Here is a 14,274-nt window from a genome sequence, read left to right as displayed (position 1 = left end):
AGGTCGGATCGGAATCAGGTGAAATCAAATAGCCACTATTTTTTCACTTGCAGGTAAAAAGGCTCCTGGCACTTTTACGCACAGTGCAGGAACACCTCGGGAAAACGGACCCTTCTCACCTAATAACTCCTAAAACAGATCTGCTCTTACCGTGAGAACGCCCATGAACCTCTTGGCCCCCGCCGTGCACCTGACGAACCGTCTGCGCTTTCCTGCCAAATTCGGCCTGCTGGCGATCATCGTCCTCATTCCGCTGCTGTTCCTGGGCTGGCGGACCATCAGCCAGCTCAATGACAACCTCGAATCCCTGCGTGGCGAACAGGTCGGCCAGCAGTACCTGCTGGATGTCACACCGATACTGCGCCTGTCGATGTTGCAGCGCGCCCTGACCTTCCGCGTACAAAGCGGCGACACCAGCGTGCAGGGCGACCTGGCCGCCAACCAGAGCAAACTGCTCGAAGCCTTCGCGCGCCTGGAAAGCATCGACCGCCAGTTGGGCGGCCAGCTGGAAACCACCGACCGGGTTCAGCGCCTGCGCAGTCGTGCCCAGCAATTGATCGAGCGTGCCGGCGATAGCAGCAACCCGCTGGCGCTGTTCGAAGACTGGAACGATCAGCTCTCGCAGGTGCTCAACTTCATCTATTTCATTTCCGCGACCTCGGGCATGGTGCTCGATGAAGACTACGCCTCGCTGTTTCTGATCGACCTGAGTACCCTGCGCCTGCCGCGCCAGATCAACATCGTCGGGCAACTGCGTGGGCAGGCCGGCGCGCTGCGCGAAGGGCAGATGCCCAGCACCGCAGCACGCGGCACCATCCGCGCCCTGCTGAAACAGGAAACCCAACTGCGCGCAGAGCTGCGCCAGAGCCTGGACCTGCTGCGCCGTGAAGCGCCGCAAGCCGCCGACAAACTGCTGGCTTCGCTCAATCAATCGTTCACTGACCTGGAAAGCTTCCGCAGCGACATGGAACGCCTGATCGCCGCCTACGACGGTAGCTCCAGCAACGTGCAGAGCCTGGCGGATAAAGGCAACGCCGTGGTCGCCAACCTGTACAAGGCCCTGGATTCGGCACAGGCGACCCTGAGCGACATCCTCGCCCAGCGCGTGACCGCCAAGTCCAATGAGCGCTCGCTTCTGATCATCGGTCTCGCTGTCATGGGCCTGCTGGTGGCCTACCTGTTCAGCGGTATCTACCGTTCGCTGCGCAGCGCCATCGACGAGGTACAGAACGTCACCCGCGAAGTCGCCCAGGGCAACCTGCGCGTGCGCGTCACCGTGCGCGGCAAGGATGAAATGGCCCACGTCGGCCATGCCCTCAATGACATGGTGCAGGCGTTCGGCACCTCGCTGACCGAAGTCGAGCAGAGTGCACGTTCCGTGGCCGACGCGGCCGGCCACCTGAGCCAGTCCATCGACCAGGCCAAGCACTCGATGAACTCGCAACAGGGCCAGACCGAACAGGTCGCCACGGCCATCAATGAAATGACCGCCAGCATCGCCGACGTGGCACAGAACACCGAGGGCGCTGCCAGCGCTGCGGCCCAGGCCACCCGTGCGTCGAACACGGGCCTGAGCGTAATGCAGAGCACCCGGGAGACCATCGGTGCCCTGACCCGCGAAGTGGAACTCAGCGCCAACAAGGTCGCGGCGCTGGCCCAGCACAGCCAGGAGATCGGCGGCGTCATCGAGGTGATCCGCAACATCGCCGAGCAGACCAACCTGCTGGCTCTCAACGCTGCCATCGAGGCCGCGCGGGCCGGGGAGCAGGGTCGTGGCTTTGCCGTGGTCGCCGATGAAGTGCGCACCCTGGCCTCACGCACCCAGACCTCCACCGAGGAAATCCGCCGCATCATTCAGCAACTGCAGCAGGCCACCGCCGAAGCCGTCGAGCAGATGAACGTCGGCACCGGCAAGGCCCAGGAGTGCATCGTTTCGGCCGAACAGGCCGCCAGCAGCCTGGACGAAATCAACGATAACGTCGAACGCATCGCCGGCATGAACACCCAGATCGCCAGCGCGGCGGTGCAGCAACATGCGGTATCGGAGGACATCAACCGCAACGTCACCGATATCCGCAACGGCACCGCCACGCTGATGGGTGGCATCAACGCCAACGCCACCACCGCCGACGACCTGGCCGGCCTGGCCGCGCAGCTGCGCAGCGTGGTCGGGCGCTTCAGCGTCTAATGGCGCGGGTCAGGCCGGCAGCGGCCTGACCACTGCCGCAATCGACGCCAGCGCGGCGCTAACCTGCGCGCTGCGCACCTCGGCGCCACGGGAGGCACCCTCGGCATGCACGAAGCGCACGTCGCTGATGCCGAGGAAGCCGAAGAACGCCTTCAAGTAGTCCTCCTGAAAATCCATGCGCTCCAGCGCCGTTCCGGCGTAGAAGCCGCCGCGTGCCGACGCCACGATGACCTGCTTGCCGGCGCACAGGCCAACCGGGCCTTGCTCGGTATAGCGGAAGGTACGCCCGCCCTGGGCGATGCGATCCAGCCAGGCCTTGAGCTGGCTGGGCACCGAGAAGTTGTACATCGGCGCGCCGATGACCAGGACATCGGCAGCCAGGAACTCCTCGACCAGTTCCGCCGAACGCTGATGTTCGCGCAGCGTGGCCGCATCGAAATCGCTGAAGCTCGAAGGGCGGAAACCGGCAGCGATCGGTCCGGTCAGGTGCGGGATGTCGTCCTGCACCAGGTCGCGATAGCTGCGCTGCGCAGCCGGGTACAGGCGCAGCAGTTCGGCCAGAATGGCGGCGCTCAGTTCACGGGTAATGGAGGCATCGCCCGACAGGCTGGAATCGATATGCAGAATGTTCATCTGAACCTCATCTATTGGGGGTGGTACTGCGTTGGTCCGCGCCCGCCTGCCTGGCGGCTTCATCGAGCAAGACGACCACATCCCTGGGGTGCGAAAGCATGGACAGATGGCTGGATTCGATGGACCGCACCTGGGCATTGATGTGTTGCGCGATGGCCTGCTGCACCTCGGGCCGCAAGGCGTGGTCCTGGCCGGTGCGCAGGTACCAGCTGGGCTTGTCGCGCCAGGCGGCGTGGCGCACCTTGCCGGTGAAGGCGGCCACGGCAATCGGTTGCTGCAGCGCGGCCAGGCTGTGGGCCAGCTCCTTGCTCAGGTCGTTGCCCATGACTTCATGGAAGGCATCGGGATCATCCAGCCACACCAGGCCATGGGCATCCGGGGTGAGGCCGGTCATCGGCGCCTTGAGCCGGTGCAGCAGGTCATCGACCGACTCGCCGCTGTCCGGCGCCAGGGCCGAGAGGTACACCAGGCCCTTGACGTTGGGCGCATTACCGGCCTGAGTGATGACCGCCCCGCCCCAGGAATGCCCCACCAGCAGCACGTCGCCGTGCTGGCGCTCCAGCACGCGCTGGGTGGCGCGTACGTCGTCTTCCAGCGAGGTCAGCGGGTTCTGCACTGCAGTGACGTGATAGCCCAGGCGAGCCAGCTCGGGCACCACGCGCTGCCAGCTGGAGCCGTCGACGAAAGCGCCATGCACCAGCACGATGTTGCGGATGGGCGGCGCATCGGCCTGGGCGGCCGGGGGCAGCAGGGCAAGGGTCATGGACACTCCAGTCAGGGCAGCCAGCAGGCAACGGACGCCACCGGGCTTCAACCGGGCCAGTACCGCGTGCACCACACTGCTGAATCTCGGCACGTTCATGAGGCTCTCCGTTGGGTTTCGGTGAGTCTATGCGTTGTACGAATACGCAACAGATGGCAGGCTTGCCACTTACCGAGCAAAGTTCGCCAGCACCTGCCGAGGTCCCCATGCGTATCGCCATCGTTGCCGTCGAAGGCTGCCTGCACTCCGCCGTGGTGGGCCTCGTCGACCTGTTCTGGATTACCAATCAGGCCCTGCGCAATGCCCCGGACGGCGGCTCTGCCGGCGTGGTTTTCGAGACCCTGGTGGTCAGCGCGGATGCCGCCGCCGTCATGGATGCCCAGGGGCGAACGGTGCAGGTCGATGGGCGCTTCGACGACGCCTTGGGCTGCGATGCAGTGCTGATCGCCGGCATGGCCCTGGACACCGACGGCAGCCCGCCCCGCTGCGCCGCGGTGAGCCAGGCAGCGGCCTGGTTGCGCCGCTACCACCAGCACGGTGGCCTGGTCGCCGGGGCCTGCGCCGGTGCTTTCGTACTCGGCGAAGCGGGCCTGCTCGATGGCCGACGCTGCACCACCACCTGGTGGCTGCACCCGATCTTCAAACGCCGCTTTCCCAAGGCCGATGCGGTATGGGGTTCAGCCCTGGAAGAACACGACCGGGTGATCAGCAGCGGCGGGCCGCTGTCGTGGATCGACCTGGCCCTGCACGTCATCCGGCGCCTGGCCGGCGACACCGTGGCCAGGCTGGCCGCCAGCATGGCCGTGACCGACAACCAGGCATTACCGCAGACCGTCTATGCCCCCCGGGGCTTTATCAACGCCACCAGCCCACTGTTGCTGCAAGCCGAACAGACGGTGCGCCAGGCCGGTCCCGGGCTGACTGCGCAGGCGCTGGCGAAAGGCTTGAGGCTGAGCGAGCGAACCTTGCACCGGCGCCTGAAGGAACTGCTCAACGAAACCCCAAAGGCGTTCATTACCCGGGTGCGGATCGAGACCGCCTGCGCCTTGCTGCAAAGCCCGGGGGCGCGGGTCAAACAGGTGGCGATGCAGGCCGGCTACGCCGACGAGTCGTCGTTCCGGCGTGCTTTCGCCCAGGTCATGGGCTTGTCGCCAAGCGGCTATGTGGAATGGCTGGGCAAGCGGCGAAGCTGCGCCATGCTGTCAACAGATGAAATGTAATTTAGTTTTGCCATACCTCGTTGACCCGTCGCGTACACGCTCGTATAAAGCGCAGGTCTCAACAGAGGCACCTTGCCATTAAACGACGAGAGCCATGGACAGTTATCCCGGTAGTCGCCGGCCCGCCACGCTGATGCTGGACGGGCAAGCGACCAAGACAATCAAACGACAATGCCCGCCACGGGCTGGTCGGTCGAGCCGCACGCCGGGCTGAGCCTCGTCTGCGACTTACCTGCCGGCGCGTCCGGGCCGAGGTAAGTCGATGCATATTTCCTTTCGCAACCAGGCCTCGCGCCTGCGCGGCGCCGCGCCCAACCGCTGGGACTGGGCGCTGCTGCCCCTGGTGCTGGCCGCCATCGTGCTGGCCGCCTGGGGCGCCATGCAGATGAGCCGGCCGTTCATCGTCGGCGAACCCACGCCGATCTCCCTGGACCCCAGCGAGCTGCCCTACTACCTGTTGCGCACCATGCTGCGGATGTTCACCGCGCTGGGCATCTCGCTGCTGTTCGCCTTCGTTTTCGCCGCCATCGCGGCGCGCTACCGGGCGGCGGAAAAGGCCATGATCCCGCTGCTGGACGTACTGCAGTCGGTGCCGATCCTGGGTTTTCAGGCCATCGCCATCGCGCCCTTCATCGCGCTGTTTCCTGGCAACCTGCTGGGCGTGGAGTGCGCGGCGATCTTCGCCATCTTCACGTCCCAGGCATGGAACATGGCGCTGAGCCTGTATCAGTCGTTCCGCACCCTGCCGGCGGAACTCAATGAAGCGGCGCGGATCTTCCGCCTCTCGGCCTGGCAGCGCTTCTGGCGCCTGGAGCTGCCCTTCGCCATGCCGGGCCTGCTATGGAACATGATGATGTCGATGTCTGGCGGCTGGTTCTTCCTGGTCGCTGCCGAGGCGATTTCGGTGGCCGGCCAGGACATCAAGCTGCCCGGCATCGGTTCGTACATTGCCGTGGCCATCGACCAGCGCGACCTGGGCGCCATCGGCTGGGCGATCGGCGCCATGCTGCTGGGCATCCTGTTCTACGACCAGCTGTTCTTCCGCCCGCTGCTGGCCTGGGCCGACCGCTTTCGCTTCGAAGAAGCACAGGGCGAAACCGCGCAGCGCTCCTGGGTGCTCGACTGGGGGCGGCGCAGCCGCTGGATCCGTGCCGCCAGCCTGCGTCTGTCGGCCCGTGTACAGACCGCCATCGGCGCCTTCCCGCTGCAGGGCGACGGCACCCAGCCGCCTCGGCGCAGCCTGCAACTGCCGAGCTGGTGGCCGCGGGCCTGGGACGCGCTGCTATTGCTGGTGTGCCTGGCGGCGCTGGTGCAACTGACGCTGTTCGTGCACCAGGACGTCGGCTGGGGCGAAGCCCTGCATGTGCTGGGCCTGGGCCTGCTGACCCTGGCCCGGGTGATGGTGCTGATCGTCCTCGCCTCGCTGGTCTGGGTACCGCTGTCGATCTGGATCGGCCTGCGCCCGCGCTACGCGCAGAAAGTCCAGGCCGTGGCGCAGTTCCTCGCCGCGTTTCCGGTCAACCTGCTGTTTCCGCTGGTGGTGGTGGTGCTGGTGCGCCTGGACCTCAACCCGAACATCTGGCTCAGCCCGCTGATGGTGTTCGGCACCCAGTGGTACATCCTGTTCAACGTGGTGGCCGGCGCCTCGACCATGCCCTACGAACTGCGCCTGGCGGCGGACAACCTGGGCCTGAGTGGCTGGCTGAAATGGAAGCGGGTGTACCTGCCAGCGGTTTTTCCGAGCTTTCTTACCGGCGCGGTGACCGCCAGCGGCGGCTCGTGGAACGCCAGTATCGTCGCCGAGTACGTGACCTGGGGCGACACCACGCTGCAGGCCCAGGGCCTGGGCAGTTATATCAAGCAGATGACCGATGCTGGCGACTTCCACCGCATCGCCCTGGGCATCGGGGTGATGTGCCTGTACGTGATGCTGCTCAACCGTTTCTTCTGGCGCCGCCTGTTCCTGCGTGCCGAAACCCGTCGTTAAGGGGATTGCGATGAAGACCCAAGCACTGATTCAACTCAAGGCCGTGGACAAAGGCTTCAAGGCCGCCGACGGCACTTCGCGCACCGTGCTGCAGGGCGTCGACCTGCACCTGCAGGAAGGCGAGATCGTCGCCCTGCTGGGCCGCTCCGGCTCCGGTAAATCCACCCTGCTGCGCATCATCGCCGGCCTGGTGCTGGCCGACGAAGGCCAGGCGCTGTATCGCGGGCGGCCGATCCATGGCCCGGTGAACGGCATTGCCATGGTGTTCCAGTCGTTCGCGCTGTTTCCCTGGCTGACCGTGCAGCAGAACGTCGAACTGGGCCTGGAGGCCCAGGGCGTCAAGCCCGCCGAGCGCGAACGCCTGGCCAGCGCGGCCCTGGAGCTGATCGGCCTGTCCGGTTTCAGCGGCGCCCTGCCCCGCGAGCTGTCCGGCGGCATGCGCCAGCGCGTGGGCATCGCCCGCGCCCTGGTGACCAACCCGGAAGTGCTGCTGATGGATGAAGCCTTCTCGGCGCTGGATGTGCTCACCGGCGAGAACCTGCGCGACGACATTCTCGAACTGTGGCAGGAGCGCCGCCTGGCTACGCGCTGCATCCTGGTGGTGTCGCACAACATCGAGGAAACCGTGATGATGGCCGACCGTATCGTCATTCTCGACAGCGACCCCGGCCGCGTGCGTACCCAGTTGCAGGTCGACCTGCCACGCCCCCGCGACCCCGATTCGCCAGCCGTGCGGGCGCTGGTCGCCCAGGTCTATGCATTGATGACCCAGCGTCAGGAAACCCCGGTGCCCGCACAGGAAAGCGCGCACATGGCCGCGCCGCTGGGCTACCGCCTGCCGGAAGCGGATATCGCGCGTCTGGAAAGCGTGCTGGAGCGCCTCGCTGCCGAACCGTTCAAAGGCAAGGCCAGCCTGCCGGAGCTGGCCGAGGAAACCGAACTGCCCGACGAAGAGCTGCTGCCGGTGTGCGAAGCGCTGGCCTTGCTGGGCCTGGCGCACATCGAGGACGGCCAGCTGCGCCTGGACCGCCAGGGCCGACACTACGTGACCACCACCCAGGCGCGCCGCCAGGATCTGTTCGCCCGCCAGTGCCGTGGGCGCATCGCCCTGGTGAACTTCATACTCGACCGCCTGCACCTCGACCCGGCCGGCAGTCTGCCCAGGGCAGCCGTGCTGGAGCGCCTGGCGCAGTGGATGAACGAAGACGAGGCGCTGCGGGTGGTGAAGGTGGTCATCGAATGGGGACGTTACAGCGAACTGTTCGAATACAACTTCCATAACCACAGCTTCACCCTGGCACGCCTGGAACCGGTGGGCCGCTGAGCCACGTCAGGGCACGCTGCTGTCGCTGGGCAGGCCATACAGGTAATGGTGGATGAGGCGGTTCAGGGTGCCGTTGCGGCGCAACGTTTCGACCGCCTGGCGCAGGCTGTGCACCCGTGCTTCGCTGCACTGCGCCGAACAGGCCAGGTAGAGGTCGGCGCTCATCAGCGGCGGGCTCATCAACAGCGGCTTGCTGGACACGCCCTTCCAGATGTACTGGGTTTCCGGTACGCCGTTGAACCAGGCGTCGACCCGGCCCAGCAGAAGCATCTGCGCCGGGTTCTCACCGATTTTCAACGGGTAGATCTGCTCGTCGGAAAAGCCCTCTTCGCGCAGTTTCTGTTCCTGGGCGCTGCCCATGCCCACGGCGATGCGCTGATAGGTCTGGCGCGCTTCGGCAAAGCTGCCGACCTGTTTGCTGAGACTGAAGAAGGCGCGTTCCATGGTCATCACCGGGGCGATCCAGGTGTATTTGCTTTCCCGCTCGGGGGTGCGCGACAGGGGAATGATCAACAGATCCTGACCCTGCTGGACCATGCGCTGCGCGCGATTCCATGGCAACGACTGCAGCGCCAGCGGCTGATCTGCCAGCGCACCGGCCAACAGGGCGGCATCGCCGAGGATGCCGTTCTCGCCGGGCGGACCGGACATGGTCAGCGGTGGCGCCTCGAGCATGTACACCGGCAAGGGCTCGGCCGCCGCCACAGCCTCGCAAGACAATGCCAGCACGGCGCAACCCAGTTGGAGGGTGCGGCGGCGAAGGGCATGGAGAAAACGCATCGAGGAAGGCATTTGGCTCAGTCTGGCAGGATGAAGCACAGGGTCGGCGTTGGCTCCAAAACAGCTCGGTCGGGGCTGCCAGGAGCGGCTTCAACCGCGAAAGGGCCAGAACATTCACTGCATCGGCGGTGAACATGAGGTCGCTTCGCGCGGGTGCCGCACCTGCCTGGTCCAACCGAACCGCATTGGCTTAGCCGAGGGGCTGCCTGTTGGTCACCGTAGATGCCCTGATCGTTCCGGCTATTTCGCGGCTAAAGCCGCTCTACGGATGCACACAACGCGTGACAGACCTGTATCGGCATTGACTCAGAATAGATGCAGATCGAGCCCTGTGCCCGAGGCCGCAGCGGCCCGCGCAGTGATTGTCGAGGCGTCGCAAGAATATGTCGCCCGGCAGCGCAGGCGCATCCAACCGGCCAGGCTCAGCGCCCCTCGAGCAGGCGCAGGAAGGCATCGCGTACCACCTGGCTGTCGCTGTGCCCGACATTGAAGCGCATGAAGTGGCAAGCGTCAGGCGCCTGACTCAACAACGCGCCGGGCGCCAGCACCAGGCCCTGCGCCAGGCCCCGCCGCGCCAGCGCTACGGCCTCCTGGCCGCTTGGCAGCCGCGCCCAGATGAACAGTCCCTGCCCGGGCGTGGAGTGCAGCGTGCAGCCGGCCTCTGCGAGCCAGCGGGAAACCCGGGCACCCGACTCATACAAGCGGTCGACCAGGCGTCGGGTGTGCCGTTCGTAGCTGCCTTCGAGCAGCATGCGCTGGATGACCTGCTCGGTGAGTTCGGAGGTTACCGCGCCGCTGGTGAGCTTGAGCGCCTGCAGCCGCTCGGCCAGTTGCGCCTCGACCACGGCATAGCTGACTCGGCAGTTGGCACTCAGGGTCTTGGAGAAGCCGGAGACATAGCTGACCCTGGCCAGGCCACCCAAGGCAGCCAAGCGCGGTGCGTCTGGCTGCAGGTCGCAGTAGATGTCGTCTTCGATGACCTGCACCGCGAAGCGCTGGCACAGCTCCAACAAGCGCTGCGCCTGCAGCACGCTGAAGCTGTGGCCGGTGGGGTTGTGCAGCGTGCTGTTGGTCAGGTAGACCCGCGGGCGTTCGCTACCCAGCAGACGCTCCAGGGCGGCGAAGTCCAGGCCGTCACGGCTACGCGGCACGCTGACCACCCGCGCACCGCGCAGTGTCAGCGCGGCGCGAAAATTCACATAGCCCGGCTCGTCCAGCAGCGCGGTATCGCCCGGCTGCAGCAGCAGTTGCAAGAGCATGTCCACGGCCTGCACGGTGCTGGCGGTGGTGACGATCTGCCCCGCCCCGGCCTGGATGCCCAAGGCCGCCAGCTTATGGCGCAAGGTCTGGCGCAACGGCAGGTAGCCCGGCACGGCACCGTACTCGCCCATGCGCAGGGCGCTGGCGCGCAGCGTGCCCCGCATGGCCTTCATCAGTTCCTGGTCTGGCAGCCAGGCCGCCGGCAGGAAACCACAACCGGGGCGCCGCGTACCGTTGTCCAGCAGCAGCGCCTGACGCAGGGTGGCGAGAATGTCCGGGGCGGGCGCCGTGCTGGTCACCGGCTCTGGCCGTGCGCTGGCCAGGGCATCGCGAGCCACGTAGTAACCGGCCCCCTGCCGGGCGGTGAGCAGCCCGGCAGCACGCAGCCGGTCGAGGGCTTCCACCACCGTCGACTTGCTGACCTGCAGCAGGCCGCTCAGCTCGCGGATCGGTGGCAAGCGTACGCCCGGTGCCAGGCGGCCATCGGTGATGCAGGCGGTGATGTGCTCGACGATCTGCCGGCCCCGTGGTTCACCCGCCAGGTAGGCAATACTGGCGATGGCAGCGCGCTGGATCTGCATCTGTACGGGTCGTCCGGGCAGTAAAGTCCGGTGGATTCTAGGCAGAGTGTTTCTGGTGCTCAAGCGGAGGGTTTTTCTAACCTGCGTGCGCGGCCAACCGGGTCGTGAACAGATGAGGAGCCAGGCATCGATGAGCAGAACACAGCGTTACCAGGCCGCGTTGCAGAAGCTGGGCTACCGCTTCGAGGGAATGCCGAAGATTGGCGGCGACTACGTACCGGTCATCCAGCACGCCGACCAGGTGCACGTCAGCGGGCAGATCCCCCGGGTCAACGATAGCGTCGTCCACCCCGGCCGGGTCGGCGCCGAGGTCAGCCTGGCAGACGCACAGATCGCCGCGCAGGTCAGCGCCTTGCGTTGCCTGGCCTTGCTTGAAGCGCATCTGGGTTCGCTGGAACGCATTCGCCGTCTGGTACGCATGAACGTCTTCGTGCAGTCGGCCAGCGACTTCTGCCAGCAAAGCGAAGTGGCCAACGCCGCCTCGGCGATCTTCCACCAGGTGCTGGGTGAAGCGGGTGTCCACACGCGCACTTCGGTCGGGGTGTATCAGTTGCCGAAGAATGCCGCCGTGGAGATTGATCTGCTGGCCATTGCCGATTGAGACGAGCAGGGTCGAAACTGCTCACCCGCCCTGCGAGCAAACGACCATGACCGACGCCCTGATCCTCGCTGACCTCCCCGAAGCCGACTGGCTGGCCCTGCGCGATGCGCTGGTGGACGCCGGCTGGGCCATGGAAAAGGCGGCGGCCTGGATCACGCCTGGGCCATTCTGCGCCAGGGTGAACTGCGTATCGACATGCAATGGGATCGCTGGGAACAGGGCGAGGTGCACTGTGCCCGAGGACAGGTTGAGCGAATCGCAGCGGCGCTGCCTGACCCGCTGCGCCGGATGCTCAACCTCATACAGGTCGGTCAGGTCTAGCCGCAATACTGGTCAGTTAGGCCGGGTAGGAGGCTTCAGCCGCGAAGCGACCGCCTGTTCACAACAGATGCAGTGAATTTCCTGGCGCTTTCGCGGCTAAAGCCGCTCCCACCGGGCCACATGCCGCTCAAGCGAACAGTATTGGGTCTAGCCGAGAAGCGGCCTGATCACGACTGGCCATCGCCGAAATCCAGGTCGATCACCTGATAGAACGCGGCCTCGGTATCGGCCACGTTCCACACCCCCAGCAACAGATGATGGCCGCTGCGCTGCGGCAGCGGCACTTGGTGGATGGTGGGGTTGCGGGCCATCAACTCCTGTTCGGCGTCCGGTCCCCAGTACGGCTGGTAGGTATTGACCACCTCGTGGATGGGCTTGTCCTCCAGGTGCGCGCGCACCAGCTGCTGGCTGGGGCTCCAGCCGTCCTTGGTGATCCAGTAGGTCCAGCGCCGGGTCTTGTGCGGCATCGAGTAGTTCCATTCCACCGTCAGCGTGGAGCCGGACTTGACGGGATGCTTGGGCCAGTGGCTGCCGGGCTGGTTGAGCTTGACCCGCGCGTCGGTGTGCCCGCCGCTGGCGATCAGACCATCTGCCGGCGGCGCCTTACCTTTCACATCGTCGGGCCCGGCAGGGTCCACGTAGCCGGCGGTGGTGCCGGGAAAGCCCTTGCCGCCCTCCACTTCGTTCATCTGCCCTTCGTCCAGCTCCCCCTGTTCGTTGAGGTAGACGGCGCGGGACTTGGGATTGATGACGCGACCATGTCGGGGCTGGCCGGCGGCGTAGGCGGCGAACAGGCGGTCGAGGAAATCGTCGACGACGGTTCTCAGTTCTCTGGCTCTCATGGTGCTGGTTCTCCTTGCGTGAAGAAGCGACCTGGACCACGCGGTGTGCTGGCGGATCGTTGGCCGCCGCACCCATGACCACCCTCAGGCACCCTGCCCGCCCCACGGCGGAGCGGACAGCCGGACCCTAACAGACCTGGCCAGGCAGCGGACCTGAGACTTCTGCCAGCCTAGAGCCCGGCGCTGGGCGCCGGCTGGGCGGCGCCGGCGGCAGGCGGCTTGCTGAAGCGGAACATGGCCCAGAGGACCAGAATCCATACCGGGATGATGAACACCGAAATGCGGATGCCGGGAATCAGCAGCATGACCACCAGAATCATCAGCATGAAGGCGAGGCAGATGAAATTGCCCATGGGATGCCACAGCGCCTTGAAGTGCGGTGTTTCACGGCGAGCCTTGAGGGCGCGACGAAAGCGCAGGTGGGTCAGGCTGATCATGATCCAGTTGATCAGCAGCGCCGCCACGGCCAGGGCCATCATCAGTTCGAAGGCTTCACCCGGCAGCAGGTAGTTGATCACCAGGCACAATGCGGTCACCGCCGCCGAGACCAGCACCGCCGGCACCGGAATGCCGCGACGGTTGACACGCAGCAAGCCTTTCGGCGCATTGCCCTGCTCGGCCAGGCCGAACAGCATGCGGCTCATGCAGTAGGCGCCGCTGTTGTACACCGACAACGCTGCGGTGAGGATCACGAAGTTGAGCACATGGGCCGCCAGGTCGCTGCCGATCAGCGCGAAGATCTTCACGAAGGGGCTGGCACCGTAGGCGTCCTGGCTGGCAGCGAGACTGTCGAGCAACTGGTCCCAGGGATACAGCGCCAGCAACAGCGTCAAGGCACCGATGTAGAAAATGATGATGCGGTACACCACCTGGTTGATCGCCTTGGGAATCACCCGCCGAGGCTCATCCGATTCGGCGGCGGCGATGCCGATCAGCTCCATGCCGCCGAAGGCGAACAGGATGAAGGCCATGGCCATGAACATCCCGCTGACCCCGTGGGGGAAGAACCCGCCATGGCTCCACAGGTTGCTCAGCGACGCCTGTGGGCCGCCCTCGCCGCTGACCAGCAGGTAGCTGGCCAGCAGGATCATGCCGATGATCGCCGCGACCTTGACGATCGCGAACCAGAACTCGGTTTCCCCGAAGGCCTTGACGTTGATCAGGTTGATTGCATTCACCAGCACGAAGAACGCCGCGGCACTGACCCAGATGGGAATCTCCGGCCACCAGAACTGCACGTATTTACCCACGGCGGTCAGCTCGGCCATGCACACCAGCGCATACATGATCCAGTAGTTCCAGCCCGACAGGAACCCGGCGAAGCGCCCCCAGTAACGGTTGGCGAAATGGCCGAAAGAGCCGGCCACTGGCTCCTGGACCACCATCTCACCCAACTGGCGCATGATCAGGAAGGCAATGAAGCCGGCAATGGCGTAGCCCAGGATCATCGCCGGACCGGCGGTTTTGAGGACCCCGGCCGAACCGAGGAACAGCCCGGTGCCGATGGCGCCGCCCAGGGCAATGAGCTGAATGTGACGACTGTTGAGGCCGCGCTGCAAGCCGGCCGATGACGTTTCGTGAGTCATGGATGCACCTCGATCAAACAGACACCCCCGCAGGTTCAGCGCGCAGTCATGCGCAGCCACCGACGTGGATGCAGGTCATGTTGGTCCGCTGGCGAAGCAATCGTCGGCGGGCGTCAGAACGGCAGTCTGGAAGTCGGGTACGGTCGTGGGGTGGCGTCGATGGGCATCAGATTTGTCCTTGTTATTGT

General features: G+C 65.5%; 10 protein-coding genes and 2 pseudogenes. 6 read left to right on the top strand and 6 right to left on the bottom strand.

Features of this window, described 5'->3' with window-relative positions:
* Positions 1 to 163 precede the first annotated feature (163 nt).
* Together RRX38_RS25170 and RRX38_RS25165 are read left to right on the top strand one after the other, a co-directional pair.
* Positions 164 to 1,324 (top strand): annotated as a pseudogene (locus tag RRX38_RS25170) (HAMP domain-containing protein); the annotation flags it as partial.
* Between the two features lie 327 nt (positions 1,325 to 1,651).
* Positions 1,652 to 2,188, top strand: a pseudogene (locus RRX38_RS25165) (methyl-accepting chemotaxis protein); the annotation flags it as partial.
* Positions 2,189 to 2,197: 9 nt separating this feature from the next.
* Here RRX38_RS25165 and RRX38_RS22850 read toward each other — a convergent pair.
* Entirely contained in the window at positions 2,198 to 2,821 is a 624-nt protein-coding gene (locus tag RRX38_RS22850; RefSeq protein WP_315960758.1) for an FMN-dependent NADH-azoreductase, read from the bottom strand.
* Between the two features lie 7 nt (positions 2,822 to 2,828).
* The gene (locus tag RRX38_RS22845; protein ID WP_315960757.1) at positions 2,829 to 3,683 is read right to left on the bottom strand and encodes an alpha/beta hydrolase; all 855 of its coding nucleotides are present in this window, start codon (positions 3,681 to 3,683) and stop codon (positions 2,829 to 2,831) included.
* Positions 3,684 to 3,790: 107 nt separating this feature from the next.
* Between RRX38_RS22845 and RRX38_RS22840 the strand changes: the two genes are divergently transcribed.
* From RRX38_RS22840 to RRX38_RS22830, 3 genes are all read left to right on the top strand, one after another.
* The gene (locus RRX38_RS22840; RefSeq protein WP_315960756.1) at positions 3,791 to 4,804 is read left to right on the top strand and encodes a GlxA family transcriptional regulator; all 1,014 of its coding nucleotides are present in this window, start codon (positions 3,791 to 3,793) and stop codon (positions 4,802 to 4,804) included.
* A gap of 262 nt (positions 4,805 to 5,066) precedes the next feature.
* Complete coding sequence (locus RRX38_RS22835; RefSeq protein ID WP_315960755.1) at positions 5,067 to 6,791, top strand: ABC transporter permease; 1,725 nt, start codon at positions 5,067 to 5,069, stop codon at positions 6,789 to 6,791.
* A 10-nt stretch (positions 6,792 to 6,801) separates the two neighbouring features.
* Positions 6,802 to 8,115 (top strand): nitrate/sulfonate/bicarbonate ABC transporter ATP-binding protein, encoded by a 1,314-nt coding sequence (locus RRX38_RS22830; RefSeq protein WP_295470539.1) that lies wholly within the window; start codon positions 6,802 to 6,804, stop codon positions 8,113 to 8,115.
* A 6-nt stretch (positions 8,116 to 8,121) separates the two neighbouring features.
* On the opposite strand, the gene RRX38_RS22825 is transcribed toward RRX38_RS22830, so the two are convergent.
* Positions 8,122 to 8,907, bottom strand: a complete 786-nt coding sequence (locus RRX38_RS22825) for a transporter substrate-binding domain-containing protein (RefSeq protein WP_315960754.1) — start codon at positions 8,905 to 8,907, stop codon at positions 8,122 to 8,124.
* 410 nt (positions 8,908 to 9,317) lie between these two features.
* On the bottom strand, positions 9,318 to 10,736 hold the full coding sequence (locus tag RRX38_RS22820; RefSeq protein ID WP_315960753.1) for a PLP-dependent aminotransferase family protein: 1,419 nt from the start codon (positions 10,734 to 10,736) through the stop codon (positions 9,318 to 9,320).
* Between the two features lie 130 nt (positions 10,737 to 10,866).
* On the opposite strand from RRX38_RS22820, the gene RRX38_RS22815 reads away from it, so the two are divergent.
* Positions 10,867 to 11,337 carry a RidA family protein gene (locus RRX38_RS22815; protein ID WP_315960752.1) on the top strand — a complete coding sequence of 157 codons (471 nt, stop codon included), beginning with the start codon at positions 10,867 to 10,869 and terminating at the stop codon, positions 11,335 to 11,337.
* A gap of 488 nt (positions 11,338 to 11,825) precedes the next feature.
* On the opposite strand, the gene RRX38_RS22810 is transcribed toward RRX38_RS22815, so the two are convergent.
* Both RRX38_RS22810 and RRX38_RS22805 read right to left on the bottom strand, forming a co-directional pair.
* Positions 11,826 to 12,500 (bottom strand): lytic polysaccharide monooxygenase auxiliary activity family 9 protein, encoded by a 675-nt coding sequence (locus RRX38_RS22810; RefSeq protein WP_295470531.1) that lies wholly within the window; start codon positions 12,498 to 12,500, stop codon positions 11,826 to 11,828.
* A gap of 170 nt (positions 12,501 to 12,670) precedes the next feature.
* On the bottom strand, positions 12,671 to 14,086 hold the full coding sequence (locus RRX38_RS22805) for an amino acid permease (RefSeq protein ID WP_315960751.1): 1,416 nt from the start codon (positions 14,084 to 14,086) through the stop codon (positions 12,671 to 12,673).
* Positions 14,087 to 14,274 lie beyond the last annotated feature (188 nt).

It is taken from the genome of Pseudomonas sp. DTU_2021_1001937_2_SI_NGA_ILE_001 (genome assembly GCF_032463525.1).
GTDB lineage: Bacteria > Pseudomonadota > Gammaproteobacteria > Pseudomonadales > Pseudomonadaceae > Aquipseudomonas.
This window is presented reverse-complemented; position numbering and strand designations above follow the sequence as displayed.